This window comes from Streptomyces sp. DS1-CR2, assembly GCF_055760475.1.
The window spans coordinates 557102-581085 of sequence record NZ_CM147085.1; the positions used below are offsets into that span (position 1 = coordinate 557102).

Annotated in this window: 27 protein-coding genes and 2 pseudogenes; 17 read left to right on the forward strand and 12 right to left on the reverse strand. The window is 68.0% G+C overall.

Going from position 1 to position 23984, the window contains the following annotated elements; genetic code table 11:
- Positions 1-50 precede the first annotated feature (50 nt).
- Positions 51-1100, forward strand: coding sequence for an AraC family transcriptional regulator (locus ACY0PA_RS02795; protein WP_473083156.1), 1050 nt, complete (start codon positions 51-53; stop codon positions 1098-1100).
- A gap of 508 nt (positions 1101-1608) precedes the next feature.
- On the opposite strand, the gene ACY0PA_RS02800 is transcribed toward ACY0PA_RS02795, so the two are convergent.
- Positions 1609-1926 (reverse strand): hypothetical protein, encoded by a 318-nt coding sequence (locus ACY0PA_RS02800; protein WP_473083157.1) that lies wholly within the window; start codon positions 1924-1926, stop codon positions 1609-1611.
- 616 nt (positions 1927-2542) lie between these two features.
- Positions 2543-2668: a hypothetical protein gene (locus ACY0PA_RS02805; protein ID WP_473083158.1), complete on the reverse strand. Its 126-nt coding sequence runs from the start codon at positions 2666-2668 to the stop codon at positions 2543-2545.
- Positions 2669-3121: 453 nt separating this feature from the next.
- On the opposite strand from ACY0PA_RS02805, the gene ACY0PA_RS02810 reads away from it, so the two are divergent.
- Both ACY0PA_RS02810 and ACY0PA_RS02815 read left to right on the forward strand, forming a co-directional pair.
- Positions 3122-3310, forward strand: coding sequence for a hypothetical protein (locus tag ACY0PA_RS02810; RefSeq protein ID WP_473083159.1), 189 nt, complete (start codon positions 3122-3124; stop codon positions 3308-3310).
- Between the two features lie 795 nt (positions 3311-4105).
- Positions 4106-4441, forward strand: a complete 336-nt coding sequence (locus tag ACY0PA_RS02815) for a MerR family transcriptional regulator (RefSeq protein WP_473083160.1) — start codon at positions 4106-4108, stop codon at positions 4439-4441.
- A 107-nt stretch (positions 4442-4548) separates the two neighbouring features.
- Here ACY0PA_RS02815 and ACY0PA_RS02820 read toward each other — a convergent pair whose 3' ends face one another.
- Positions 4549-4686, reverse strand: coding sequence for a hypothetical protein (locus ACY0PA_RS02820; protein WP_473083161.1), 138 nt, complete (start codon positions 4684-4686; stop codon positions 4549-4551).
- On the opposite strand from ACY0PA_RS02820, the gene ACY0PA_RS02825 reads away from it, so the two are divergent.
- The 4 genes from ACY0PA_RS02825 to ACY0PA_RS02840 all read left to right on the forward strand — a co-directional run bounded on the left by ACY0PA_RS02825 (position 4685) and on the right by ACY0PA_RS02840 (position 7930).
- Positions 4685-4888 (forward strand): cold-shock protein, encoded by a 204-nt coding sequence (locus tag ACY0PA_RS02825; RefSeq protein ID WP_473083162.1) that lies wholly within the window; start codon positions 4685-4687, stop codon positions 4886-4888. The two genes, ACY0PA_RS02820 and ACY0PA_RS02825, sit on opposite strands and share 2 nt — an antisense overlap.
- Positions 4889-5442: 554 nt before the next feature.
- Positions 5443-5646, forward strand: coding sequence for a cold-shock protein (locus tag ACY0PA_RS02830; protein WP_030980875.1), 204 nt, complete (start codon positions 5443-5445; stop codon positions 5644-5646).
- Between the two features lie 321 nt (positions 5647-5967).
- Positions 5968-7479 (forward strand): DEAD/DEAH box helicase, encoded by a 1512-nt coding sequence (locus tag ACY0PA_RS02835; RefSeq protein WP_473083163.1) that lies wholly within the window; start codon positions 5968-5970, stop codon positions 7477-7479.
- Between the two features lie 46 nt (positions 7480-7525).
- Positions 7526-7930 (forward strand): CBS domain-containing protein, encoded by a 405-nt coding sequence (locus tag ACY0PA_RS02840; protein ID WP_473083164.1) that lies wholly within the window; start codon positions 7526-7528, stop codon positions 7928-7930.
- A gap of 91 nt (positions 7931-8021) precedes the next feature.
- Here the strand turns inward: ACY0PA_RS02840 and ACY0PA_RS02845 are convergent, their stop codons facing one another.
- Positions 8022-8147, reverse strand: a complete 126-nt coding sequence (locus ACY0PA_RS02845; protein WP_473083165.1) for a hypothetical protein — start codon at positions 8145-8147, stop codon at positions 8022-8024.
- 157 nt (positions 8148-8304) lie between these two features.
- Between ACY0PA_RS02845 and ACY0PA_RS02850 the strand changes: the two genes are divergently transcribed.
- From ACY0PA_RS02850 to ACY0PA_RS02885, 8 genes are all read left to right on the forward strand, one after another.
- Positions 8305-8757 carry a hypothetical protein gene (locus tag ACY0PA_RS02850; RefSeq protein WP_473083166.1) on the forward strand — a complete coding sequence of 151 codons (453 nt, stop codon included), beginning with the start codon at positions 8305-8307 and terminating at the stop codon, positions 8755-8757.
- Between the two features lie 459 nt (positions 8758-9216).
- Positions 9217-10275: a LacI family DNA-binding transcriptional regulator gene (locus ACY0PA_RS02855; RefSeq protein ID WP_473083167.1), complete on the forward strand. Its 1059-nt coding sequence runs from the start codon at positions 9217-9219 to the stop codon at positions 10273-10275.
- Between the two features lie 185 nt (positions 10276-10460).
- Positions 10461-11705, forward strand: a complete 1245-nt coding sequence (locus ACY0PA_RS02860) for a sugar ABC transporter substrate-binding protein (RefSeq protein WP_473083168.1) — start codon at positions 10461-10463, stop codon at positions 11703-11705.
- 31 nt (positions 11706-11736) lie between these two features.
- Positions 11737-12726 (forward strand): carbohydrate ABC transporter permease, encoded by a 990-nt coding sequence (locus ACY0PA_RS02865; RefSeq protein ID WP_473083169.1) that lies wholly within the window; start codon positions 11737-11739, stop codon positions 12724-12726.
- A complete protein-coding gene (locus tag ACY0PA_RS02870; protein WP_473083170.1) occupies positions 12723-13562 on the forward strand; it encodes a carbohydrate ABC transporter permease in 840 nt (279 codons plus the stop codon). Before ACY0PA_RS02865 ends, ACY0PA_RS02870 begins: the two co-directional genes overlap by 4 nt.
- A 51-nt stretch (positions 13563-13613) precedes the next feature.
- Positions 13614-15350, forward strand: a complete 1737-nt coding sequence (locus ACY0PA_RS02875; protein WP_473083171.1) for an amylo-alpha-1,6-glucosidase — start codon at positions 13614-13616, stop codon at positions 15348-15350.
- Positions 15351-15492: 142 nt separating this feature from the next.
- Positions 15493-15912, forward strand: a complete 420-nt coding sequence (locus tag ACY0PA_RS02880) for a hypothetical protein (protein ID WP_473083172.1) — start codon at positions 15493-15495, stop codon at positions 15910-15912.
- A 30-nt stretch (positions 15913-15942) separates the two neighbouring features.
- On the forward strand, positions 15943-16557 hold the full coding sequence (locus ACY0PA_RS02885; RefSeq protein WP_473083173.1) for a hypothetical protein: 615 nt from the start codon (positions 15943-15945) through the stop codon (positions 16555-16557).
- Between the two features lie 863 nt (positions 16558-17420).
- Here the strand turns inward: ACY0PA_RS02885 and ACY0PA_RS02890 are convergent.
- The 6 genes from ACY0PA_RS02890 to ACY0PA_RS02915 all read right to left on the reverse strand — a co-directional run bounded on the left by ACY0PA_RS02890 (position 17421) and on the right by ACY0PA_RS02915 (position 21686).
- Positions 17421-17744, reverse strand: a complete 324-nt coding sequence (locus tag ACY0PA_RS02890) for a hypothetical protein (RefSeq protein WP_473083174.1) — start codon at positions 17742-17744, stop codon at positions 17421-17423.
- A gap of 191 nt (positions 17745-17935) precedes the next feature.
- On the reverse strand, positions 17936-18289 hold the full coding sequence (locus tag ACY0PA_RS02895; protein WP_473083175.1) for a hypothetical protein: 354 nt from the start codon (positions 18287-18289) through the stop codon (positions 17936-17938).
- A gap of 239 nt (positions 18290-18528) precedes the next feature.
- Positions 18529-18774, reverse strand: coding sequence for a hypothetical protein (locus ACY0PA_RS02900; protein WP_473083176.1), 246 nt, complete (start codon positions 18772-18774; stop codon positions 18529-18531).
- 244 nt (positions 18775-19018) lie between these two features.
- Entirely contained in the window at positions 19019-19702 is a 684-nt protein-coding gene (locus tag ACY0PA_RS02905) for a helix-turn-helix domain-containing protein (protein WP_473083177.1), read from the reverse strand.
- Positions 19703-19707: 5 nt separating this feature from the next.
- Positions 19708-20784 (reverse strand): zinc-dependent alcohol dehydrogenase family protein, encoded by a 1077-nt coding sequence (locus ACY0PA_RS02910; protein WP_473083178.1) that lies wholly within the window; start codon positions 20782-20784, stop codon positions 19708-19710.
- Positions 20785-21032: 248 nt separating this feature from the next.
- A complete protein-coding gene (locus tag ACY0PA_RS02915) occupies positions 21033-21686 on the reverse strand; it encodes a hypothetical protein (RefSeq protein WP_473083179.1) in 654 nt (217 codons plus the stop codon).
- A 200-nt stretch (positions 21687-21886) separates the two neighbouring features.
- Between ACY0PA_RS02915 and ACY0PA_RS02920 the strand changes: the two are divergent.
- Positions 21887-22036 (forward strand): annotated as a pseudogene (locus tag ACY0PA_RS02920) (DDE-type integrase/transposase/recombinase); the annotation flags it as partial.
- An 86-nt stretch (positions 22037-22122) separates the two neighbouring features.
- Here ACY0PA_RS02920 and ACY0PA_RS02925 read toward each other — a convergent pair.
- Positions 22123-22821 carry a TMEM175 family protein gene (locus tag ACY0PA_RS02925; protein ID WP_473083180.1) on the reverse strand — a complete coding sequence of 233 codons (699 nt, stop codon included), beginning with the start codon at positions 22819-22821 and terminating at the stop codon, positions 22123-22125.
- 496 nt (positions 22822-23317) lie between these two features.
- Positions 23318-23605: pseudogene (locus ACY0PA_RS02930) on the reverse strand (alpha/beta fold hydrolase); the annotation flags it as partial.
- Here ACY0PA_RS02930 and ACY0PA_RS02935 point away from each other — a divergent pair.
- On the forward strand, positions 23514-23741 hold the full coding sequence (locus ACY0PA_RS02935) for a hypothetical protein (RefSeq protein WP_473083181.1): 228 nt from the start codon (positions 23514-23516) through the stop codon (positions 23739-23741). The pseudogene ACY0PA_RS02930 and the gene ACY0PA_RS02935 overlap by 92 nt on opposite strands.
- The last annotated feature ends 243 nt before the right edge of the window (positions 23742-23984 follow it).

The following is a 23984-nucleotide window of genomic DNA, read 5'->3' on the forward strand; positions in this document are numbered from 1 at the left end:
TGCTCCGTTGAACGTCCCGCTACTTGTCCTCAAGCGACAAGGATTTGTCCTTGCGTGACACTGATCTGCCCGTCCGGGCCTCTGCCCTGCAGGGGCTGTCCGCGCTCGTCGGCGATGTCGGCGGCCCGGGTCCCGAACTCCTCGCGGCGTACGGGTTCGACGAGGAGAAGATTGCCGAGGGCAACTCGTTCGTCAGCCTCCGACTGGTCGAGCGCGTTCTCGAGGAAGCGGCCAGCCGGTTCGCTCTTCCTGACCTCGGCTTGAGGATGGCGGCGCAGCAGGATCTGCACATGCTGGGACCGCTGGCGATCGCCATGGAGAACTCACGCACGATCGGCGAGGCCATCGGGTGCGCGAGCCGGTACCTGTTCGTGTACAGCCCGGCCGTTTCACTCGGGGAGACCGAAGATCCGCTGGGAAGTCCCGGGGTGATCGGGCTTCGCTACGCGAGCACGACGATGAATGCATGGCCACAGGCGATCGATTACGGTATCGGGATCGTTCACCGAGTCCTGAAGCTGATCAATGGTGGCGCACCCTACGGACTTCGTTCGGTCCAGCTTCCGCACGCTCGCCTGGCTCCTGAACGTGTCTACCGGGACTACTTCGGGGCGGAGGTCAGGTTCGACTGTCCGAGCGTGGTTCTGCGTGTCACGAGCCAACTGTGCTCGATGCCGGTCAGTGGCGGCGACGACCTGCTTCGCCGCATCGCGATCGACTATCTCAAGACGCACTTCGTCCACAAGGACCTGCCGATCTCGGACCTGGTGGCAGCGGTCCTGAGCGAGCAGCTCGGATCTGGTGGTCCGGACCTGTCTCAAGTCGCGCGCCTGCTGAGTCTCCACCCACGATCACTGCAGCGGTCTCTGTCCGAGGAGGGCACGACCTTCACCGGCGTCGTCGATCGCGTTCGCAGGAGTCAGGCCATGGACCTGATCACGACGACCGACCTGCCGTTCTCGCAGATCGCGGCCAGACTGGGAATGCACGAGCAGTCCAGCCTCACTCGTGCGGTACGTCGGTGGTTCAACACGTCACCCTCCAGACTGCGACGGGCAGCTCAGGAACCGAAAGGCCAGTCCTCACTGATCCACCCGTAGAGTCGGACAGCCGCTTCGTGCGAGGCCTGGGTGCGCTCCCGGGTGTCACCGGGACTGATACTGAAGGATCTCCTCATTCATCGTGCGGCCCACTGGAAGCACCTGCCTGCCACGGCATGTCGACGTGATCGTCGAGAACGAGACCGATGCAGGGAATGCACCCACCAACGGCGCCTGCCTGATGTCGTCCCCCGAGAACCGGGTACGGGTGTACGACGTCCAGAACACTCCAAGTGCGAGAGCAGCGTCGGCGACCTCGGGCCTACCGGCGTAGACACCCTCGATGACCAGCGGGAGCTGGTCGGCGAGCGTGTCGGGATCGTCGGCGTCGAGCCGCGGACGACGAGCGAGCGGACAAGCTCCCGGGAGTCACCCTCAACCCGCACCAGCCTCGCCGGTGTCTTCGCCGTCCTTCTCTCCCACTGTCCGGCACAGGCTCTGACCACCAGAGGCCGCCAGGGCAGGGACCACAGGCCGTCGGCTGATCCACTGCCCGCACCACCCGACGCTACCGAGCGTTGGCGTTCCCGAGTTCGACAGCCAGCGCAGCCATGGCCCGCAGGTGCTTGTAGTACTCGGACGCGCCGTCCTCATCATCGATCGACGGCAGGACCTTCTCAACGGCCGCAAGGCAGACGAGCAGGATCTTGCGACGCTTCTCATCAAGAGGCCCTGACAGCGACGAGACGACACAGCCGGCGATGTCCGCGTCGAGCAACACCATGTCTTCGCCTTCGATCTCTCGACCACGCATGTGTGGTGGGAATGGCGCGCGCATGTGCTCTTCCCACATCCGTGAGAGCAGGGCCACTTCTGATTCGCTCATGCTCGCGATCATGCCTTAAGGGCGAGGCTCTGCGGGAGAGAGATCCCGCGGAGCCGTCGGATGACCGCCCGACCGATTCCTCGACCACGGCAAGTCGGCCTGCCGACGCGCTGGTGCTGCCAGATCTCGACAACCATTTCCCGCCGCCAGGTCATCGCCCGCTCTCGGAATCCACCGACAAGTGCTCTCCGCTGTCACCAGCGCAGCCACCACGGAGTTGGCCGCTTGAAAGATCTCCACGGCGCCGGGGGGATTGACACGTCGAGCAGATCACAGCCCGCAACATCCTTCTCGGCTACGTCCCCAAGGACCGCAAGGACCCCCTGATCCAATGGGTTGAGCAGCATTTCTCCACCCACAAGTCCGTGGCCTTCCACCGAAGCCCGAGGATCTACGACGCGTTGTTCCCCTGCGAAACCATCCCGCCACCGCGCCACCCGATGAAGTCGACGCGGAAACACGGTGGAGCCCGTTCCACCCCTGCTACCGCTGCTGAAGCCCGGTCGCCCTGAAGTTAATACCGTGACCAGAAGGGACGGGGAGGCACCGGTTACGAGCCTGATTCGGGCGCACGGAGACGCATCTGCCTGTTCGGTACTGGCGTCTTCGCACGCTGTCACTGAGGGAACCGTTCCGGGCGGAAGTCCGCGAGCATCTCGTCCATCTTCCCGCTGAAGATCTCCGAACCAAGCAGCTGGCCGATCACAGGCCCGAGCGTGATGCCGCTCGGTGTTCGATACATGCAGCGCTCAATCTCGCGGGACCCCCGCCCGTCCGACGCTCATGGCTTCCACGAGCGGCCCAGGCGGGCCAGGTCGCGCAGGACTCCGTCCGATCAGGTCACGCGGCTGCCGTAGCGGCCACGCCAACTCCTCGCTGACTCGTGCCAGCCCCCTGCAGGTTCATCTCAGGCGATGATCCCAGAAGCCGGTCTCCCTCTCCCGGGAGTAGCCAACTTTCCTGAAGTCCCTTGCAGCCCGCCCGAGTTCTCGATGTAGCCAGCCTTGGAGCAGGCGGACTCGGCTCACGCTCGTGCGCACCCCCGGGGTGTGCACGGCCGTGCCCGCCGCCCGGCTCAACGCCCTCGACCGCGAGGTTTGAGTGGCACGGGCCCCGCGGTGCGCAGCGCCCGACGGTCAACTCGTACTGCATGAGTGGCTGCCCGGGGTCAGGCTCGGTCAGCTTGGTCCATGCCGTGCGCGCCCCTTCGATCACGCCGGACTCCAGGTCGGCCGCGGATCCGGCGGCGTCCTGGAGGAGGTGTGAGACCTCGGCCCACGTCCTCCAGGACCGCGCGGAACAGCAGTTCCTTGCTGGGAAGATGCAGTTCACCCCCCAGCACCGACTGGAGAATCTCGGGCATGTGCACGGCTTCGCCCTCTGAAGCCCCGGCTGGCGTGAGGCCACCGCATGCCCCTTCTGTGGTCGAGGACGACTACCTCTCTGCTCGACACGCGGAAATCTATGTCAGCTGGAGTAGACATTGGGTGGTGGCGTAGTTATGGTTTCTCTCGTAGCCGAGATCAAGGAAGGCCCGGCAGAGACGAACTGCCGGGCAGCAGTACAGCAGTTCGCAGGACGGTGCGGTGGTGGAGTTTCGAAGCCAGCGTTTTTGCAGGACGGCGACGGGGCTGACAACCGGACCGGGTGGCCCGCACTGATCAGGGGCCGCCGTGAGCAGTACCGCAGTAGCAGTTCAGTAGGTGCAGTTCGCAGTACCAGCAGTGCGTTTGTCAGTGGTTCCTCGGTAAAGGCGTCGGCTGCGGGCGCGCGTGCCGGGAGCTTCGGCAGTGGGGTTCCAAGCCAGAGCAGATGCAGGACGGGCGACGGGGCTGGCTGCCGAAGGGTGGCGCTGTCGAAGGCCACCAGCAGTTCGAAGTACCAGCAGTACGCAGTTCCCCTTCGGTAAGTGATTGGTCAGAGGGAAAGAACGGAGGATCCAGGCGCCATCAGGATCGCCCGGGCGGAAGTCTTGAGCCCGGGTACCGCAGGACATCGATAGTGAGGTGGTCTCCGGTCAAGCAACCGCGATCCCCGCAACCCCGACATCAGGTCGGTCGGGTCTGCGGAAACAGCAGGCCGACACAGTAATAGGGTCGGCAGATGGTGTAGCAGTTCCTTCGGGGCCCTGGTGCCACACGGCACCAGGGCCCCTCCACGCGTTCCACAGAGAGGTGCAATGACAGCAGACGACTCGTTCGGACGTCTCGATGACGACGACTACCCCGCCTACACGATGGGCCGGGCCGCCGAGATGATCGGCTCCACTCAGGGCTTCCTCCGCGCCATCGGTGAAGCCCGACTCATCACACCGCTGCGCTCCGAGGGCGGCCACCGACGCTACTCCCGCTACCAACTGCGCATCGCCGCCCGCGCGCGCGAGCTCGTCGACCAGGGCACTCCCATCGAGGCTGCCTGTCGCATCGTCATCCTCGAAGACCAGCTCGAAGAAGCCCAGCGCATCAACGCCGAATACCGCCGCGCCGCCGAATCGTCCGGCCCGCCGACGTCCTGAGGCAGGGCGCCCCGCTGCGTACCGGAGGGGCGCCCCCACACCGCGTCAGATGCGACACGTGAGTCGTTGCCTATGCTGACAGGGTGTGCGGACGTGTAGCGTCTGCGTCAGCTGTCATGGTTCGGAAGTTTCCCTTCGCCCACGTCTTCGGCGTGGGCGTTGTGCTGTGCCACAGGAACCAGGGCGATCACCTCCGCCTTCCGTACGTTGCGGGAGGCGTACATCGACTGGAAGGCGTGAGACATGGCTACGGGTACCGTGAAGTGGTTCAACGCGGAGAAGGGCTTCGGCTTCATCGCCCTGGACGGCGGCGGCGCGGACGTGTTCGCCCACTACTCCGCGATCAACTCGTCGGGCTTCCGTGAGCTCCAGGAAGGCCAAGCCGTGACGTTCGACGTCACCCAGGGACAGAAGGGCCCCCAGGCCGAGAACATCAACCTCGCCTGACCTTCCCGACCGCGGCCGGACCGTACGGCCACCCCCGGGCAGGTCCAGCTGTTCACTGCAACAGCGGGCGCCGGCCTTCAGGTGACGGTGGCCGCGTCCTGGGCGGTACGTGATCAGGGCCGCGCAGCAACAGCTGCGCGGCCCTGATCTGTGTGAAGACTGGCGTACGGGCTGATGAGGCCGACGCCGGGCACGACGGTGCCACCGGAATAGTTGTGTTCTCCGAGCCGTGAACAGCCGCCCTTCCCGAAACGCTGCTCTCCGGGTGGGTCAATATCTATCACCGCGGTGTGAGGGTTTAACGCGCCACGCAGGGAGTGTTTTTACCGCAACTAACGGAGCGGAATTATTTACCGTACACGGGCCGCTACCTCATGCTACTGTCGATCTCAGTTGCAGTTGTGGTTCCCAAAACTTCTAGCGTCTTCGTGGGCATTTTCGGCCACCGGAAGCGTTTTTGTGTGGCCGGTAATTTTCCGGGACGGGGCATCATCGCGGCGACCCGGCATTCGCGCATCGCGGGTCCCGGCGTACTGCCCCAAAGGAGATGTGACGTGGCATCAGGCACCGTGAAGTGGTTCAACGCGGCCAAGGGTTTCGGCTTCATCGAGCAGGACGGTGGAGGCGCTGACGTGTTCGCCCACTTCTCGAACATCGCCGCCGAAGGCTTCCGTGAGCTGCTCGAAGGTCAGAAGGTCACCTTCGACATCGCGCCGGGCCAGAAGGGCCCGACGGCCGAGAACATCGTTCCCGCCTGACGCCGACGCGCACTGTGCAGCTGGGGCCCGCATCCCTCGGGGTGCGGGCCCCGGCTGCAGGCGTTTCCCCAGTGATGTCACCTGTGGGACAACAGCGCCCGCAGACACTCCCCAGGGATGCGCGCTCTTCGGAGCTGCACCGGTAAACGTCCGGGATTCCACATCCACATGACGTCACCCATTTCATTCCTTGCGCCTCACACTGGATTCACTGCAAGCCAGATTCCTTTTCGCATTCCATTCGGCCCGTTCTTGTGGTTCCCGCGCTGCTTTTCGCTGCGGGAATTCCCTTGATACGTGCCGTATCAAGGAAGGTTCTGAATGAACCCCACACGTACGAATGGCCGCTCCTCCCGCCCCCGCTGGACCGACAGCTCTGCCGTCGGCTCCAGTACCGGTGAGAGGCGAGGCGGCCGCTCCACCTCGCCCGCCCGGGTCCGTTCAGGGGGTCCGAGTCGCTCGGGCGGCCGGGCCCGGCGGTCCGCCGCGGTCCAGGGGGAATTCGCCCTGCCGGAGACAATCACTCCCGCGCTGCCCGCGGTCGAGGCGTTCGCCGACCTCGACATGCCCGCGCAGCTGCTGGCAGCGCTGACCGCGCAAGGCGTGAGCGTCCCGTTCCCGATCCAGGGCGCGACCCTGCCCAACACCCTCGCGGGCCGCGACGCCCTGGGGCGCGGGCGCACCGGCTCCGGCAAAACCCTCGCCTTCGGCCTGGCCCTGCTGGCCCGCACCGCCGGACAGCGCGCCGAACCCCGCCAGCCGCTGGCCCTGATCCTCGTGCCGACGCGGGAGCTGGCCCAGCAGGTGACCGACGCACTCACCCCCTACGCCCGCTCGGTGAAGCTGCGCCTGGCCACCGTCGTCGGCGGAATGCCGATCGGCAGGCAGGCCAATGTGCTGCGCGCCGGGGCCGAGGTCGTCGTCGCGACGCCAGGACGGCTCAAGGACCTCATCGACCGCGGTGACTGCCGGCTGAACCAGGTCGCGATCACTGTCCTGGACGAGGCCGACCAGATGGCCGACATGGGCTTCATGCCCCAGGTCACCGCACTCCTGGACCAGGTCCGCCCCGAGGGCCAGCGAATGCTGTTCTCTGCCACTCTCGACCGCAACGTCGACCGCTTGGTCCGCCGCTATCTCACCGACCCGGTCGTCCACTCCGTCGACCCGTCCGCAGGTGCGGTCACCACGATGGAACACCACGTGCTGCACGTCCACGGCGCCGACAAGCACCGCACGACGACGCAGATCGCCGCGCGCGAAGGCCGGGTGATCATGTTCCTGGACACCAAGCACGCCGTCGACCGGCTCGCCCAGGACCTGCTGAACAGCGGGGTGCGGGCCGCCGCCCTGCACGGCGGGAAGTCGCAACCCCAGCGCACCCGGACCCTGACCCAGTTCAAGACCGGGCACGTCACCGTGCTCGTGGCCACGAACGTCGCCGCCCGCGGCATCCACGTCGACGACCTCGACCTCGTCGTCAACGTCGACCCGCCCACCGACCACAAGGACTACCTGCACCGCGGCGGCCGCACCGCGCGCGCCGGCGAGTCCGGCAGCGTCGTCACTCTGGTCACCCCCAACCAGCGCCGCGACATGACCCGCCTCATGACGGCTGCCGGCATCGTCCCCCAGACCACCCAGGTCCGCTCCGGCGAAGAGGCACTCAGCCGGATCACCGGCGCCCAGACTCCCTCCGGCATCCCCGTGACGATCACCGCGCCGGTGGCCGAGCGACGCAAGCGCAGCACGGCCTCACGCGGCCGACGCAGCCCCGCTTCGGCTGCCCGACACGCGGCCGCGCGGCGGACCTCCTTCGACGCGGCGGCCTGAAGACATCGTGATCCTGAAATTGACCCACGCCTGCAGGAGGCACCTATTGACGCTGGTTCAGATGCGGCCCCGCCCGAAGAGTGCCACCCCCATGCCCAGCACGGTGGCCGACGCCATGGACACAGGCGGACCGCAGGTCTGTGACGACATGACCGTCGAGGTGGCCCTCTCCGTCATGGCAAGCGCCCGCACCGGGCACCTGCTCATCCGCGACGACAGCGGCCTGTGCACCGGACTGGTCGCCCAGGCCCAGCTCACCGCAGTCCGCGACAGCTCCGCGTACACGGACCGGGTCCAGCTGCGGGACATCCTCGGCGATCGAGGACCGTTCACCTCACCCGTGACCACCATGGCCGACGCCGAGCACGCAATGCGCTACGGCCGGTTCGATGCCCTGCCTGTCGTCGACGAACACGGCACCGCTCTGGGCGTCCTCGCCCTTGTCCGCTGAACCACCTCAACCAGCTGGGCGACCTGCGCGCCCAGCTTCCAGCAGTTCTTGACCGCCGTGCAGGTGTGCTCGCGCAGGGCGAAGGTGCGTTTCACATCTCTTTGAACGCCACGGGCGACACCCAGGTCGCGGCCTCGCTGCAGGCGTACAGGGTTTCCTCAAGTGCCGCCGCCTGCACGGGCGTCGGCAGGAGTTTCACCTGCACAGTCAACTCCACGACCGCGACGCCTACCTGCCGCCTGATGTACCGGCATTCGAACAGCGCACATTCCTCGCCGGGCACTCCGGTCCGGCCCGGTCTCTCGCGGGCGCTCCGCGCCTGTTGCCGCGGCGATGCTCCGCATCGCCATCACCGGGTGCGATTCCTCCTGGGGGTGAACTCCCGAGGTTCCCCGCAAGAGCACGCTGACATCCTCGGCCAGGAGCCCGAACGAGCCGTCGGGGACCGGGTGTTCCTGTTCTCCGTCAGGGACGGCCTCGGCCGCATCACCCGGCAGTCGGTCAGCGCCCAGGCCGGTCCGGGCACCGACCGGCATCTGCTGCGCGACCGCCGCCACACCTACCGGCCCGACGGCTTCCTGACCGAACTGACCGAGCAGGTCACCGGCCGCACACTGGCTCACACCCTCGACCCGGTCGGCCGCCCCGTCAGCACCACCGCCGGCCCCGGCACCTGGCGCCCGCGGCTCAACTCGCCTGAACCACCGCGCGATCCGGGTCATGGCCTGGTCGAACATCGCCCGCCAGCGGGCAGGGCCTACAGAATGGCCTACGGAATGGCCTGCGGCCACCGCACGGTCATCAGGAGTCCACACAACTCCCGATGATCACGCGGTGGCCGTACCCGTTCCCAGCCGGGCCTGACGCAAGATCGCAAAACCAGACCGGAGTACCAGGACGGGTTGCAGCCGGTTCGATCCGTAAAGGGCCCGGCCCTCAGCCCGGCCCCCCGGGCGCGGTGACGGTGCGTCAGGCAACTCCAGGTGCGGGCATGCCCCTGGCGCCTGGTGGGCAACACGCGCTGTTCTGTCCGGTGGGCAACGCGCGCCGTTCCGGCTGGTGGGTGCGGTGAATGTGGAGGGTGGACGGTGGCCGCGTGTTCGCGCGTATTGGTTTCCGATGCGTTTCATGAGGTGTGCGCGAGGTATTGACACCCGCACGGTCGGCTCCTACTTTTCCTTCACGCGAACCGGTTCGATACCGGATACGAGCATCACTCCCACCTCTGCCCTGACCGGTCTGCTTCTCCTCTGGAAGTGGCGAACCGGTTCGATGAAGGAGTCCCCGTGAACATCGGTGAGATTGCCAGGCGGGCCGGTGTCTCGCGGAGCACCGTGTCGTATGCGCTGAGCGGCAAGCGCCCGGTGTCGGACGACACCCGCGAGAAGATCCAGCAGGTCATCGACGATTTGGGCTACCGGCCCAACGCGAGCGCACGTGCCCTGGCCAACGGCCGGACCAGCACCATCGCTCTGGTCTTCCCGCCGGCCGGGGACCACTACACCGGGATGCAGCTCGATTTCCTCGGCAGCGTGGTGGAGGCCGCGGCCGCCCACGACTACGACGTGCTGCTCTCCCCGAGTGGCGTGGACAGCGACCGCTCGTTCCAGCGCCTGCTGGGCGAGCGGCGCGTCGACGGCGCGATCCTGATGGAGATCAGGCTCCAGGACGACCGGGTCGACCACCTCGTCGCCGAGGGCTTTCCCGCCGTCTGCATCGGCCGCACCGCGCGGCCGGAGAGCGCCTGGTGGGTCGGCCTGGACCATACGGCGCTGGCGGCGGCCTGTGTCCACCACCTCGCGGACCTGGGCCACCACAGGGTCGCCCTCGTCAACCGGCCCGAGCGGCTGCTGCGCGCCGGGTACGAGTCCGCGCACCGGGGGCTGGACGGCTTCACCAAGGCCGCCGCCGAGCGTGGGCTCACCGTCCGGACGTACAACTGCGAGGACGACGCCCCCTCGGGGCAGGCGTGCCTGGAGCGGATCCTGCACGACGACCCCGCCACCACGGCCCTCGTCACACTGAACGAGGCCGCGCTCGGAGGCCTCTACCGGGGCCTCGCCCACGCGGGCCGCCATGTGCCACGCGACTTCTCCGTCACCGGTGTCGTGGCCGCCCCGTGGGCCGAGACGGTGACCCCGCAGCTCACGGCGGCCGACGTGCCGGCGGCGCAGATGGGGCGCCTGGCCGTCGAACTGCTCGTCGAGCGGCTCGACCACCCCGACGCGCCCCCTCGCCACCAGCTGCTCGCCCCGCCGATCTCGCTCCGCGCCAGCACCGGGCCCGCCGGCCCCCGCTCTCCGGGGGACACGCGCGGGATCCCTGACGCCTCCTCGACCACCTGACAGGCCGCCCTCCGCATCCCCTGTTGATCGCAGGCCCTACTCCTCCTCCTTCACCTCCCGTCCCGTCACCGTTCAACCGGCAGCTCCGCGACTCCGCAGCGCTGTTCAGCCTGCCCTGCCCTGCCCTGCCATCCGTCCAACTCCCCTCCACTGGCATGCCCATGCCTGACACAGAGGAACGCCCGATGAACAAATCCACCAGGCGCCGTCTCACTGCCACTGCCGTAACCGTTGTCGCCCTCACCGCCGTCACCACCGCATGCTCCTCCGGCGACGGCACCCCCTCCACGAAGGCTGCGGACAGTGGTACCTACACCATCTGGGACCCGTACCCGCAGTTCGACAAGACCTCGGCCTGGGCGAAGCTGCTGGACGACTGTGGCACCAAGGCCGGCGTCAAGATCAAGCGGACCGCCTTCGACACCAGTGACCTGGCGAACAAGGCGCTGCTGGCGGCGCAGCAGGACAACTCCGCCGACGTCCTCATCGTCGACAATCCGGTGGTGTCGACGCTGGCCGAGGCGGGCGTGCTCACCACGACCGACGACAACAAGCTGGACACCTCGAAGGTCGACCCCAACCTGCTGGCCGCCGGCCAGTCGGGCGGGAAGACGTACGGCACGCCGATCGGCGCCAACACCCTCGCCCTCTACTACAACAAGAAGGTCCTGAAGGCCGCCGGGGTGGACATCGCCTCGGTCAAGGACTGGAAGTCGCTGACGGCAGCCCTCGAGAAGGCCAAGAAGGCCGGCAAGAAAGGCATCACGTTCTCCGCGATCGGCACGGAGGAAGGCAGCTTCCAGTTCCTGCCCTGGTTCTGGGGTTCGGGCGCGAAGCTGACCGAACTCGACTCGCCCGAGGGCGCCTCGGCGCTGAAGCTGTGGACCGACTGGCTGAAGGAGGGGTACGCCCCGAACTCGGTGCTCAACAACACCCAGACCACCAGCTGGCAGGAGTTCGCCAGCGGTGACTACGCCTTCGCCGAGAACGGCACCTGGCAGCTCGCAGGCGCCAAGAAGGCCGGCTTCGACTACGGCGTCCTGCCCATCCCCGGCGCCTCGGGCGGGGATGCCGCAGCCCCGACGGGTGGTGAGTTCGTCACCGTCCCGGTCCAGGGCGACACCGGCCGCTACGCCACCTCCCAGAAGTTGGTGTCCTGCCTGACCAGCGCCGAGAACCTGTCGGCCACCGACACCACCTTGTCCTACGTGGCCCCGACCAGCGAGGTCCAGGACAAGCAGGTGGCGGCGAACGCCGAGCTGAAGCCCTGGGTCGACGCGGTCAAGGCCGCCAAGGGGCGCACCAGTGACGACCTGGGCACCAAGTACCCGAAGATCTCCGAGCAGATGTGGAAGGCGGTCCAGTCCGCCCTCAGCGGCTCCGAGTCGCCCAAGGACGCGCTCACCGCGGCGCAGGACGCCGCCAAGTAAACCGTCAGGCACCGCGACCCAGGGCTTCTTGATGAATCGCATGACACATCTGCCGGACCGCCGGCCAGTGCGTAACCGGAACGGGGCGGCGGCCCTCGCCGCCCCGCTCCCGGCCCGCACCACGACCCGGCGCCGTCGCCCCACCTCCCAGCAGTGGGCCGCCTGGGCCTTCCTCGCCCCGGTCATCCTCTACCTCGTCCTCTTCTACGCCTATCCGCTCTACCGCAACCTCGACCTGAGCCTGCGCAACTACACCGTCCGCTCCTTCGTCCAGGGCGACGCGCCGTTCACCGGACTCGCCAACTACCGGAAGGTCCTCGACGACCCGACCTTCGGTCCGGCCCTGTCCCACACCGTGGTGTTCACCGCCGTGTGCCTGTTCTTCCAGTACGCCATCGGCCTGGCGCTCGCCGTCTTCTTCAACCAGCACTTCAAGCTCTCCGCGACCCTGCGGGCGCTGTTCCTGGTGCCGTGGCTGCTGCCGCTGATCGTGTCGGCCTCCACCTGGTCGTGGATGCTCAACAGCGACTCCGGTGTCGTCAACGCGGCACTGCACGCCGTCGGCGTCGGTCCGGTGAACTGGCTGACCTCCCCGGAGTGGTCGCTGACGTCGGTGATCATCGCGAACATCTGGATCGGCGTCCCGTTCAACCTGGTCGTGCTCTACAGCGGCCTGCAGTCCATCCCGGCGAACCTGTACGAGGCCGCGGCCCTCGACGGAGCGAACGCCTGGCAGCGCTTCTGGAGCATCACCTTCCCGCTGCTGCGCCCCGTCTCCGCGATCACCCTGCTGCTGGGGCTGGTCTACACGCTCAAGGTCTTCGACATCATCTGGATCATGACCAAGGGCGGCCCGGCGGACTCGTCCACCACCTTCGCCACCTGGTCCTACCGGCTCGGCTTCGGCAACCTGCTGCCCGCCTTCGGCCCCGGTGCGGCCGTCGGCAACCTGCTCGTCGTCGCCGCCCTGGTCTTCGGTCTGGTGTACCTGAGGGTCCAGAGAAAGCAGGCACTGGCATGAACAACCTGCTGCACCGGCTCCGGCTTGGCGGTACGGGGTGGAAGACCGCCCTCGGCCTGGCACTCACCGCCGTCATGCTCTTCCCGGTCTACTGGATGCTCAACGTGTCCTTCACTCGTGACCAGGACATGCGCAAGTCCCCGCCCGACCTGTTCCCCGTACACGGCACGCTGGCCGGCTACCGCGCCGTGTTCGACCAGCAGTTGCCCTACCTGGGCACCAGCCTGGTCATCGGCCTGGGCACGGTCGCGCTGACCGTGGCGCTCGCGGCGCCCGCCGGATACGCGCTGGCGAAACTCCGCCCGCGCGGCGGGGGAGCCTTAAGTTTCCTCTTCCTGGTGGCCCAGATGATCCCCGGCATCATCATGGCGATGGGCTTCTACGCCATCTACCTCAAGCTCGGCCTGCTCCAGTCCGTGCCCGGCCTGATCGTCGCCGACTCCACCCTGGCCGTCCCCTTCGCGGTCCTGATCTTCACCGCGTTCATGTCCGGCATCCCCGGCGAACTGCTCCAGGCCGCGCAGATGGACGGGGCCGGGCCCTGGCGCACCTTTCGGTCCGTGGTGCTGCCGATGAGCCGCAACGCGGTCGTCACCGTGTCGCTGTTCGCGTTCCTGTGGTCGTGGTCCGACTTCGTCTTCGCCAGCACCCTGGCCAACGGCGGCGCCCACGAGCCGATCACCCTCGGCATCTACCACTACATCGGCAACAACAACCAGGAGTGGAACGCCATCATGGCCACCGCCGTCGTGGCCTCGCTGCCCGCCACGGTGATCCTCGTCCTCGCCCAGCGCTACGTCGCCGCCGGCGTGACGGCCGGAGCCGTCAAGGACTGACCACCGGACGACCACTGTCGGCCACCCTGCTGAAGAAACGAGTCACACCACATGACCGCCGCCCGATCCGGCCCGGCCTTCTCCCTCCATGACATCCCGTTCAGTACGCACGGCTCCTGGTTCGGCATCTCGCCCGTGCTGGCGGAGAAGACCCGGGCCGAGGACCTCCACCTCGTCTCGCACCAGAACGGCATGCACGCCGTCCTGCGCCTCACGCCCCTCGACACGACGACGGGCGAGCGCGCGGGGACCCGCGTCGAGGCGACCCCGGGCCTGCTCAGCTGGACCGGTGAGCAAGGCCGCATCCGCCTCGCCTACGCCTCACCGGACACCGTCCGCCTGCGCGGCGAAGGACTGGCCCTGCGCTTCACCGCGGCGGCGGACACCCTGACCCCCTTCACGGGCACCTACTTCTATCGCGACCCGGTGGACGGGGCGTACGTGTTCACGTCGTACGAGACCGGGCGCCGTTACCGGGTCACCATGCTGGCGGGCACGGTCGCCGGGGTGTCCGGCAGCCAGGCCCTCGGCAGCGGCGAACGAGGCGTCACCGTCACCGCGGCCCCCGGCGGAGTCTGGGAGGCGGCGATCGAGGAACTGGACAGCGCATGCCTGCCCTACACGTCCTCGGAGACGTTCGACGCCGTCGTGGCCACCGCGCAGCACGCCTTCGCCGCGTTCGTCGACGCGGTGGCCCCCTGGCGCTCGTCCCGCACCCCGGCCGCCGAACTCGCCGCGTACGTCCTGTGGTCGGCGACGGTCCGCCCGGCGGGCCTGGTCACGCGGCCCGCGGTGCTGATGTCCAAGCACTGGATGGACAAGGTCTGGAGCTGGGACCACTGCTTCAACGCCCTCGCCCTGGCACCCGGCGCCCCCGCCCTGGCCTGGGACCAGTTCTCCCTGCCCTTCGACCACCAGGACGAGACCGGGGCCCTGCCCGACTCGGTGACCCACTCCGAGGTCCTCTACAACTTCGTCAAACCGCCCATCCACGGCTGGACCCTGTCCCACCTGCGCAGACGGCTCCCCGAACCCCTCAGCCGGACCGAACTCGCCGAGATCTACCGCCGATTGGCACGGTGGACGGACTTCTGGCTCACCGCCCGCCGCGCACCGGGCGCCGCCCTGCCCCACTACCAGCACGGCAACGACAGCGGCTGGGACAACGCCACCACCTTCGACCCCGAGCGCGTGGTCGTCACCGCCGACCTGGCCGCCTTCCTCACCCTCCAGCTCCGCGAACTGTCCGGCCTGGCCACCGAACTGGGCCTTGCCGACGAGGCCCGCCGCTGGACCCGTACCGCCCAGTCCACCCAGGCCGCGATGCTCGACGAGCTGTGGACGGGAGAGCATTTCGTGGCCCGGGGTGTCGACAGCGGCGCGACCTGGGACAGCGCCAGCCTGCTGGACCTTATGCCGATGGCACTGGGCGAGCACCTGCCCGAGCACGTCGGCAAAGCCCTGGGCGCCCGGATCGAGACCCACCTGACCTCCTACGGCCTGGCCACCGAGCGGACCACCTCACCCCACTACCTCTCCGACGGGTACTGGCGCGGCCCGATCTGGGCCCCCGCCACCGTCCTCGTCGAGGACGGCCTGCGCCGCGCCGGCCACCACCGCCTCGCCGACGAGATCAGTGCCCGCTTCCGCGCCCTGTGCGAAACCCACGGCTTCGCCGAGAACTTCGACGCCGTCACCGGAACCGGCCTGCGCGACCGCGCCTACACCTGGACCGCCAGCGGCTACCTCCTGCTGGCCGAGGCACACGCACACCGAGACAGCCGCTGACCGGCTGTCTCCCCACAGCCCCGGGGACGCTCCATCCCCGGCAATCCTCCCCCGGACCTGTGGAACGAGCCGGACCTCAACGGCTTCTGGGACCGGCCCCAGAGCCAGTACCTGCAGATGTTGGTCGCGGTTCCACGCCGCCGTGCGGGCCAACCTCCCCAGGCAGCTCATCGTCGGCCCCAGCGTGGCCACCCAGCCCAACTCCTCCAACACCTGGTGGACCACCTACCTGAACCACATCAAGGCCAACAACGTCGCCCCCGACATCTACAGCTGGCATGCCACACCACACGACCCCGTCCAGGCCGTCAGCAGCGCCAACTCGACCCTCGCCGCCGCGGGCCTGACCAACAGCCGCCCGTACCAGATCAACGAGTACGCCGGGCGCGAGCAGCAGAACCCCGGTGGCGGCGGCTGGTTCATCTGCCGCCTGGAACGGGCCGGCGCCGACGGGATGCGCACCAACTGGGGAGGGGGCCCCAACCTGCACGACTACGCAGCCAACCTGCTCACCAAGAACAGCTCCGGCCAGTACTTGCCGCTCGGCGAGTGGTTTGTGTAGCGCTACTACGGCTCCCAGACCGGCAACATCGTGAACCTCACGCCCGGTACGAACACCGACGGGCTGGCGACCAAGGACAACACCGCGCGCAACGCGAAGATCCTTCTCGGCAACAACGGCAACAACGGCAACAACGGCGACGTCACCGTCAACCTCAACCGCCTCGACACCACCTCGGTGGTGGAGAACAGCCGGGTGCGCGCGATAGTCCAGCGCATACCGAACAACGGCGGCGGCGCGGTGACGGGTCCGGTGACGGTCTCCGACCAGACCCTGACCGTCAGCGGCAACTCGGCGTCCGTGAGCGTGCCGTGGACGGATGCCGCTGACGGCTACACCGTCACCCTGCTGCCACCGTCCAACACCACCGTCTCCACGGTCGCGTTGGCCCAGCACAGCGGTCAGTGCCTGGACGACCCCAACCTGTCCACCGCCGACGGCACGCAGTACCAGCAGTACCACTGCGAGGGCGGGTACCAGCAGATGCTCGACTTCAAGCCGGTCGCCGGCCGGGCGCGGTGCCGAACACCCGGAGAAAGGTATTTGAGTCGGAGTGTGGCTAACCAACACCAAGAGCCGGCGGGACAAACTCACCGACGACAAACTCCAGCAGCTCGCGGACCTCGGGCTGACCTAGGCGGCTGATGAAAGGGACGCGTAACGACCGGTGACAGCTTTGAAGAGCAGCGGGTACAGGCGGCCGAATGGCGGCACGGCCTGAGGTAGATAACCACCCCGTTCCTGCCATGTCTTCCTGTCCTTCCGTCGCGCCCCGGTTTGCCGTGATGGCCGTCATACCCATGCCGCCCCGGCACGCCTGTCGGGCCGGTGGGGCCAGCCGGGCCGGAGGGGCCGGAGGGGCCAGGCGGGCCGGGCAGACCCTGCCGGATGCTGTTCCCCTGGAGGGCGATGCGCCGTGATTGGAGTTCGTCGAGCTGCTGCTGGTGGGCGACGAGCACAGCTGCTTGCGCGACGAGCATGACGGTCAGCGCTGCGCCGAGTGCAAGGCGGCGTCGCGGGCTACGCCACGCCTCTTTCATACTTCCCACATCATTCCTCACGTTATGCGATGACAAGGAGCAAAAGGCAAGGGCGAGGCAAAGCGGATCTCTACGGCGAGCGTCCTTCCCGGGGCGACCGGACACTCCGCTTCTGCCGATCACTGCAGGGAGGAGCTGAAGCACGTCACGGGCGCATCGCAGGCGGTGTGCGGAACCATGTTCACCTACTTCGGGCGTCCCTTCCGGCGGGCGGAGAAGCCCGAGATGTGTCACGGGCTTCGACGTCTGCTTTCAGGCCACAACCGCGATGAACGCGACGGACCGGGTACGACCCCCGACGGCCGGTTGACGATCCCGCGCCGCGCCAACGGCGCGTCCGGCACTCTCGGCGGCGCTGCACCTCGTCCGGGCGCCGTCCACAACTCCGACTGCCCTATCCGGCCCCGTGCAAGGGCGGAATACCCTCCAGTGCACCCCGGAGGAGCCGGCCAGTGCGGCGCCGAGACTCTAACTTGGAGCCGGCGCCGGCGGAACGACAGCATCCTTCCCGTCCTTCCCGCTCGTGCCGTCCTTCCCGTTTGTGCCGTCCTTGCCGTCCTTCCCGTCCGTGCCGTCATGGCCTGCCGGGCCGATAGGGCCAGCGGGACCCGAGGGGCCGGGGGGACCGGACGGCCCTGAAGGGCCAGGCTCAACGCTCGCCTGGTCGTCGACGGGCTGCATCCGCAGGTCGTCGATCTGCACTTGCTGGGCGACGAGCAGAGCTGACTGTGCGGCGAGCGCGACGGCCAGCACCGCGCCGAGCACGAGGGGGCGCCGCGGACTACGCAGCACTTCAATCACTCTTCTCACATCATTCCTCACGCTATGTGACGGCGAAAGTGTAAAGGACGAGGGTGTGGCGGGGGTGGACCTGCGCGTCCAGTGTCTTTCCCAGGGCCGCCGCGAACGCCAGACTTCTGCCGTTCGCGGGGCGTGGACCGGGACTTCCTGCTCGGCCAGTTCACGGACCCGCTCGCGACCGCTCACGTACACCCGTACATGCCAGCGCCGACCCGCCTGACCGAGCTCAATCGTGTCCTCGCAGGGCCCCCGTAGGTCCACACCCTGACCTGGCCGGCGGGGACATCCATGCCCGCCTCGCCCTGGGCCTCCCACACCCCGCCGTCCGCAGGCGGCTGGTCATCCCACACCTCCACCGACAAGGCCGGGGTGTGGGTGTGTCCGCCGCTTTGCAGATAGACCCGCTGGCCGCATGCGGCGACGAACGGGGCGCCATCCTCCGGCTCATCCCGTTCACTCGTGTCGTCCGCATCCTCCAGCCACAACGCGTAGAAGTCGACGTCCGCACCCATCTGCTGCCTGCTGACCAGACCCATCGGACCCACCCCTTCTTCGCTGCCTGCGGCCCTACCGATCAGCCCTGCCTCGGCAGACACCTGGACAACAAGCCGCCACCCGTGGCGCACAGCCCGGGCCCGCTCGGCGGCGGCAGCAGATGATCATCCGGGCCGGACACGATCCCGTCCAGGGTGATGAGCTCGATGACGATGACACTCGCGATGAGATTCCCTTCGGTTCGGGCTCACCAGTACCTACCGGGCGCAACACCCTCGACTCATCGGATGGCGTACCCGTCCCACAACGGGCCGCCGGCTCGGTCCAGCACCTCCGTGACGGCCGCGGCGAAGGCGCTTGTGTCCCCGGCGACCGCCTGCGCGGCGGCCTCGGTCAACGCGCGGTGCAGCCCGGGGTCGGCGGCAGCCAGCCGCCGCGACAACCACTTGCCTCCGCCAAGCCAGTGCCCGTCGACCAGCAGGACCAACTCCGACGCGCGCTGCCGTGTCGAAGCCCGGCTGGTCATCGGGTGCGCCCCAGGCGAGGTCCAGCTCGCGGGCCGTCAGGATGGCGAGCGCGCCGTCGAAACGGGGCTTGCCGTCGACCAGTTCACGGTATTCACGATCGGCGTCGAAGGGCCGCTGGCTTCGCGCCGTGCGAAGCCCACGCGTCGAGGCAACCGTCGAAGGCGGCTTTCCAGGCCTTCGCGTTCAGCACCGCCGAGTCGAGCAGGACCCCGTCGGTATCGAAGACTACGGCCCGCATCGGACTCACCGATGCACCACGCGGCGGCCGGTGATCTGGACGGGAATGACCGACATCCAATACTTGCGGTCGGCGCCCGCCCAGGGCAGGGAACGCGCTGCCGCGTCCAGCCGCCGGATCACCTCGCCGTCGGTGACGCCGGCGGCCTCACCGACGGCAAGAACGCTCCAGCCCTGTTCCATCGCATCGTCGATGTGGTCGACCTCGAAGGCCACGCGGGCGCCGGCCGCACCGGCCAGCAGCGATTCCCACGAGGTACGGAACGCGATCTCGCTCCCGGAGACAACGTAGTTGACCGGAAAGATGACGGGGCCGTCACGGGTGAACACCGCCACGCGGCCAATGCCATGCGTTGACAGCAGATGACGGCACTCCGCCTCGCTCAGCGCGACGAGCTCGGAGTCGCGCTGAGCTGCCCCCTGACCGGGCGGTTGCTCGGTGGTCGCTCCGGACAGTTCGGCGACGGTGGTTCCTAGGGCGTCGGCGATACGTACCAGTGATCCGCTGCCCGGTGCAGCGGCCCGCTCCTCCAGATATGCGATGTAGCTGGCGTCCACTCCACAGCGGTTGCCGACCTGCTCGCGGGTGAGTCCGAGTTCCTCGCGCCGGGCCGCGATCCGTCGGCCCAGGTCGGTGTGTCCGGCTTCGTGGGCAGTGGCACGGACCGGTTTGGGTGTCGTGCTGGGCATGGTGTTCAGATCCCCTCGTTCGGCAGGGTCACGGTGGTGTGCTGGGGACCGCCCAACGCCACTTCGCGGGCTCCGGTTTCGGCGACGCGGGAGAAGACGTCGTACGTCTCCTCCATTTGTCCGAGTTCGAAGCGGTGGGTGATCAGCGAGGTGGCCGGAAGTCGTTTGGCCGCCATCATCTTCATCAGCATCGGAGTCGAGTAGGTGTCGACGAGTCCGGTGGTGAGGGTGCCGTCCTTGATCCACAGATCCTCGAGGTGGAGGGTGGCCGGCTTGCCGTGGACACCGATGTTGGCGACGCGGCCGCCAGGACGCACCATGCGCGTGCACATCTCGAAGGCTTCCGGCACACCGACGGCCTCCATGACGACATCGGCGCCGAGCCCGTCCGTCAGGTCCTCGACGAGACGTTCGGGCTCGTCGTCCGCGCTCGCTGACGCGTCCGCGCCAAGGGAACGAGCCGCGGCCAGCCGGGAATCGGCGAGGTCGATCGCGATGATCCGGCCGGGGCGGTACAGCTGAGCGGTGGCGACAGCGGCCAGTCCGATAGGACCTGCACCCACCACGCCAACGGTGTCTCCGGGCCGCACTTTCCCGTTCAGGACACCCACCTCGTACGACGTGGGAAAGATGTCGGCAAGGAGGACCGCGTCGTAGCCGTCGACGGCAGCGGGCAGCAGATACCCGGACAGATCGGCGAAGGGCACCCGGACGTATTCCGCCTGGGTGCCGTCGACAGTGTGGCCCAGCATCCAGCCCCCGCCTCCCCGGCACTGGCCGTAGTGCCCTTCACGGCAGAACCAGCAGCGGCCGCACGAGGAAATGCAGGAAATCAGGACCCGGTCGCCGGGACGGACGCTACGCACGTCGTCACCAGTCTCGACAACCGTTCCGACCGCGTCATGCCCCAGGACTCGGCCCCGGGTCACCTCGGGCACATCGCCCTTGACAATGTGCAGGTCAGTGCCGCAGATGGTGACGGCGTCCATGCGGACCACCGCGTCCGCGCCATCCTCGATACCCGGGTCCGGAACGTCCTGCCAGGACGTCTGCCCTGGGCCGTGGAAGACGAGTGCCTTCATGACGTCGCCCTTCCCTTCCTGTTCTCCACGTCCGGCAGGGTCTCCTTCGCCCCGTCCAGCACGGGTCACAGCCAGCCTGACTTCCTGCAGCCCGACGCGCATGGGCCCGACGGTCGCCCGCCTGGGCCGGCCGGGCCCATCCCGAGAGCCGTGCCCCATGGGACGGTGGAATCCGCCGTGCCGGAATGAGGGCCACCGCCATGTCAGGGTCAGCTGAGTCCACATCGGCCTCTTCCTCCCGCCCCGCTCTACTGCGGTTCCTGGGTGGAGTGCGTACCGTCACCGGCAGCAAGTTCCTGGTCGAGATCGATCACGCGAGGATCCGCGTCGACTGCGGCCTCTTCCAGGGTTTCGCCGATCTGCGCCGCCGCAACTGGGAGAAGCTGCCCTGCAGCGCCTCCGACATCCACGCCGTGGTCGTCACCCACGCCCGTCTCGACCGCTGCGGCTACCTGCCCCGCCTCGTCCGCCACGGCTTCCGCGGCCCCATCCTGATGAGTACCCCCACAGCCCACCTCGCGGAGATCGTGCGGCGCGACAGCGCCCGGCTCCAGATGGAGGCGGCCCAGCACGCCGACGAGCACGGCTGGTCCAAGCACCGTCCCGAGGCACCGCTCCACGACGACAACGATGTCGACCGGATGGTGGCATTCTTCGACCCAGTGGACGTCGGCAGCGAGGTCGAGATCAGGCCGGCCTACGTCGACAGCCCCGTGGCACTCGCCGCACTCGACGTCTACCAGGTTGAAGCCCACCGGATTGCTGTCGAACCCGTGGATCATCTCGCGCAGCTCCCAGGCCCTGGAACCGTCCCGGGTGAACTCCGCGACCGTCGCAGCGGTGGCCTGCGCGACCTGCGCGAAGTCGTCGACCAGGAGTTCCCGGTACCGCTCGACGACCACGACGCCAGGGTTCGACATCCTCCCGAAGTCCAAGGTGTCGCCGTTCTGGTGGATGGACCACCACCCGGCCGTAGGCCGGCGCCACGCAGGCGGCGATGTGGGCGACCAGACCCAGGCCGTCTGGCACCGCTTCGCCGACCAGGAGGCCGCGAAGGTCCGCCAAGTTCAGCCAGACCTAGGCGAACGGACTGCGCCGCAGTCGCCCCCGGCCCGGGCCCGGGGACAAGTGGCACTTGGACGAGGTCTCCGTGAAGATCAACGGGCACGACGTGTGGCGGGCTGTCGACGCCGACGACAACCTGCTCGACATCCTCCTGCAAAGCCTCCGCGCCGAGGCCGCCGCCGGACGCTCCGCGGGTGGGCGGCGCCGCGCAAGCCCACCACACCCCGACGGCGCCATCAGACACTCACGCACCCAACGACGTCACAGCGCCCGTCAGACCGCACCGTCACGACCTGTCTCGTCGGCCCGATGTCCGGCATCAAGCGGAACCGTCCCACCAGGCAGACCCTCGCTGGTGACGAAGTAGAAGACGGGGAGCAGGACGAACACGGCGACCGCCAGCAGCGGTGCGACGAGCGCCCCAAGAAGCCCGGCCAGGGTGTAGGCGAGGGTACCGGCCCAGGATCGAAGCCGACCGTGCCGCACGTACGTGTCCTCCACATCAGGGTCCAGCAGCTCGGGCCGACGGGAGATCTGTTGGTAGAAGGCCACCCAGCTCAGGCACATCGCCGCGGCGATGCCGGCGTACAGGGCGACGGCCATCCGCGCGTCCATGCCCATGGGATCTGCCTGCAGCGCGTCTGCCACCACCGCGGTCGGAAAGGACAACAACCCCGTGGTGAGCAGCAGAAACAGGTTGGCGGCATGCAACCCGCGATCCATGGTCCTGATGCGTACGAAGGCCTGGTGATGGTTGAGCCAGATCACCGCGACGTAGCCGAAGGACGCCAGGTAGCCGAGATAGGCAGGCCACTGAGCCAACAGAGCCTGGCCAAGGCCGCCCGGTTTGTGCGGAGGGTCGGCGAGATTGAGGACGAGCAGCGTGACGGCGATGGCGAACACGCCGTCACTGAATGCCTCGGCCCGTGTGGTCTCAGAACGTGAGAACTTGCGGGGATGGGTGCGGGACAAGCCGTCTCCTTACGTACTGGCTCATGTCGTTCACAAGTATCCGTGCGCTGCCTCCTGCACCACGTCCACCGAGCAGGGCCTTACGGACAATTGCGAAGCGACAGGTCAGGGCGTCGTCTCAACTACCCCTCGGAACGTCTCTTCTGATGGGGAACGCATAGGGTATGTCCGCAGGTCAGGCGGTCACAGCGGGGCGGTGAGCGCTCAGGTCGCATTACGCCGTCAGCGAGAGGGCGGGACCCGTCGCCGCAAGCGGGCTTCGCGGCTGCTGCTGTCGAAGGTATTGCCTTGGTGTGTGAGTGCCGGGCTCCAGGGCGACGCATTCCTCTCCTCGCGTCCCAACTCCAGTAAGCCGCGGGGCCTGGCGCCTCTCGAAGAGTCGGCGCCGCTCGCCTCAGGGGTCCTCGATCACGTGCGAGCTGCTGTCGGGATCCCCGTCCCAGAGATCCCGACAGCAGCTTTGACCCGTAGGCCTTTCGGCCGGCCTATGCCGGGATCACTTCCCCAGGAAGGCGAGGAGCGCGGTGTTGACCTCGTCCGCGTGGGTCCACAGCAGTCCGTGCGGGGCGCCCTCGATCTCCACGTAGTCGGCGGACGGGAGCGCCTTGTGGAACGGTCGCGCAGTTCCCTCGACGGGCAGGATCCGGTCGCCCGTACCATGCAGAATCAGGGCCGGTACGTCGATGGTCAGAATGTCGGCCCGGAAGTCGGTGTACCAGGTGGACGGCGCGGCGGCGGCCGCGAAGAAGCCGCCACGCGCCGCGACGTTCCAACTGTTGCGGACCCCGAACGGCCAGGTCCGGCTCGCCTACATCGCCCAGTTGCCCCTGGTGGACTTCACATCCGGCTGGGCCATCCGCCACGCGGTCGACCGGGCCTTCCGGGCCGCGGGTGTCGACCCAGCACAACCTTCGAGCTGAGCGGCATCGGCGCCGCTGCCGAACTGATCCGCAACGACCTGTGCGTCTGCATGATGCCCAAGTCCATCGGCGACCGCTTCCCTGACCTGCCCCAGGACCGGTGTGACCGGCACGCACCGAACTGGACGGTCATGGTGGTCGACCTCCCGGCGAGGCACCCCCGCCAAAGACCACCCTGGCAACCAGTCACGCCGCCCCCGGGCAACTCCCGGCGCCCGGACAGAAGGTCACACCCAAGACACC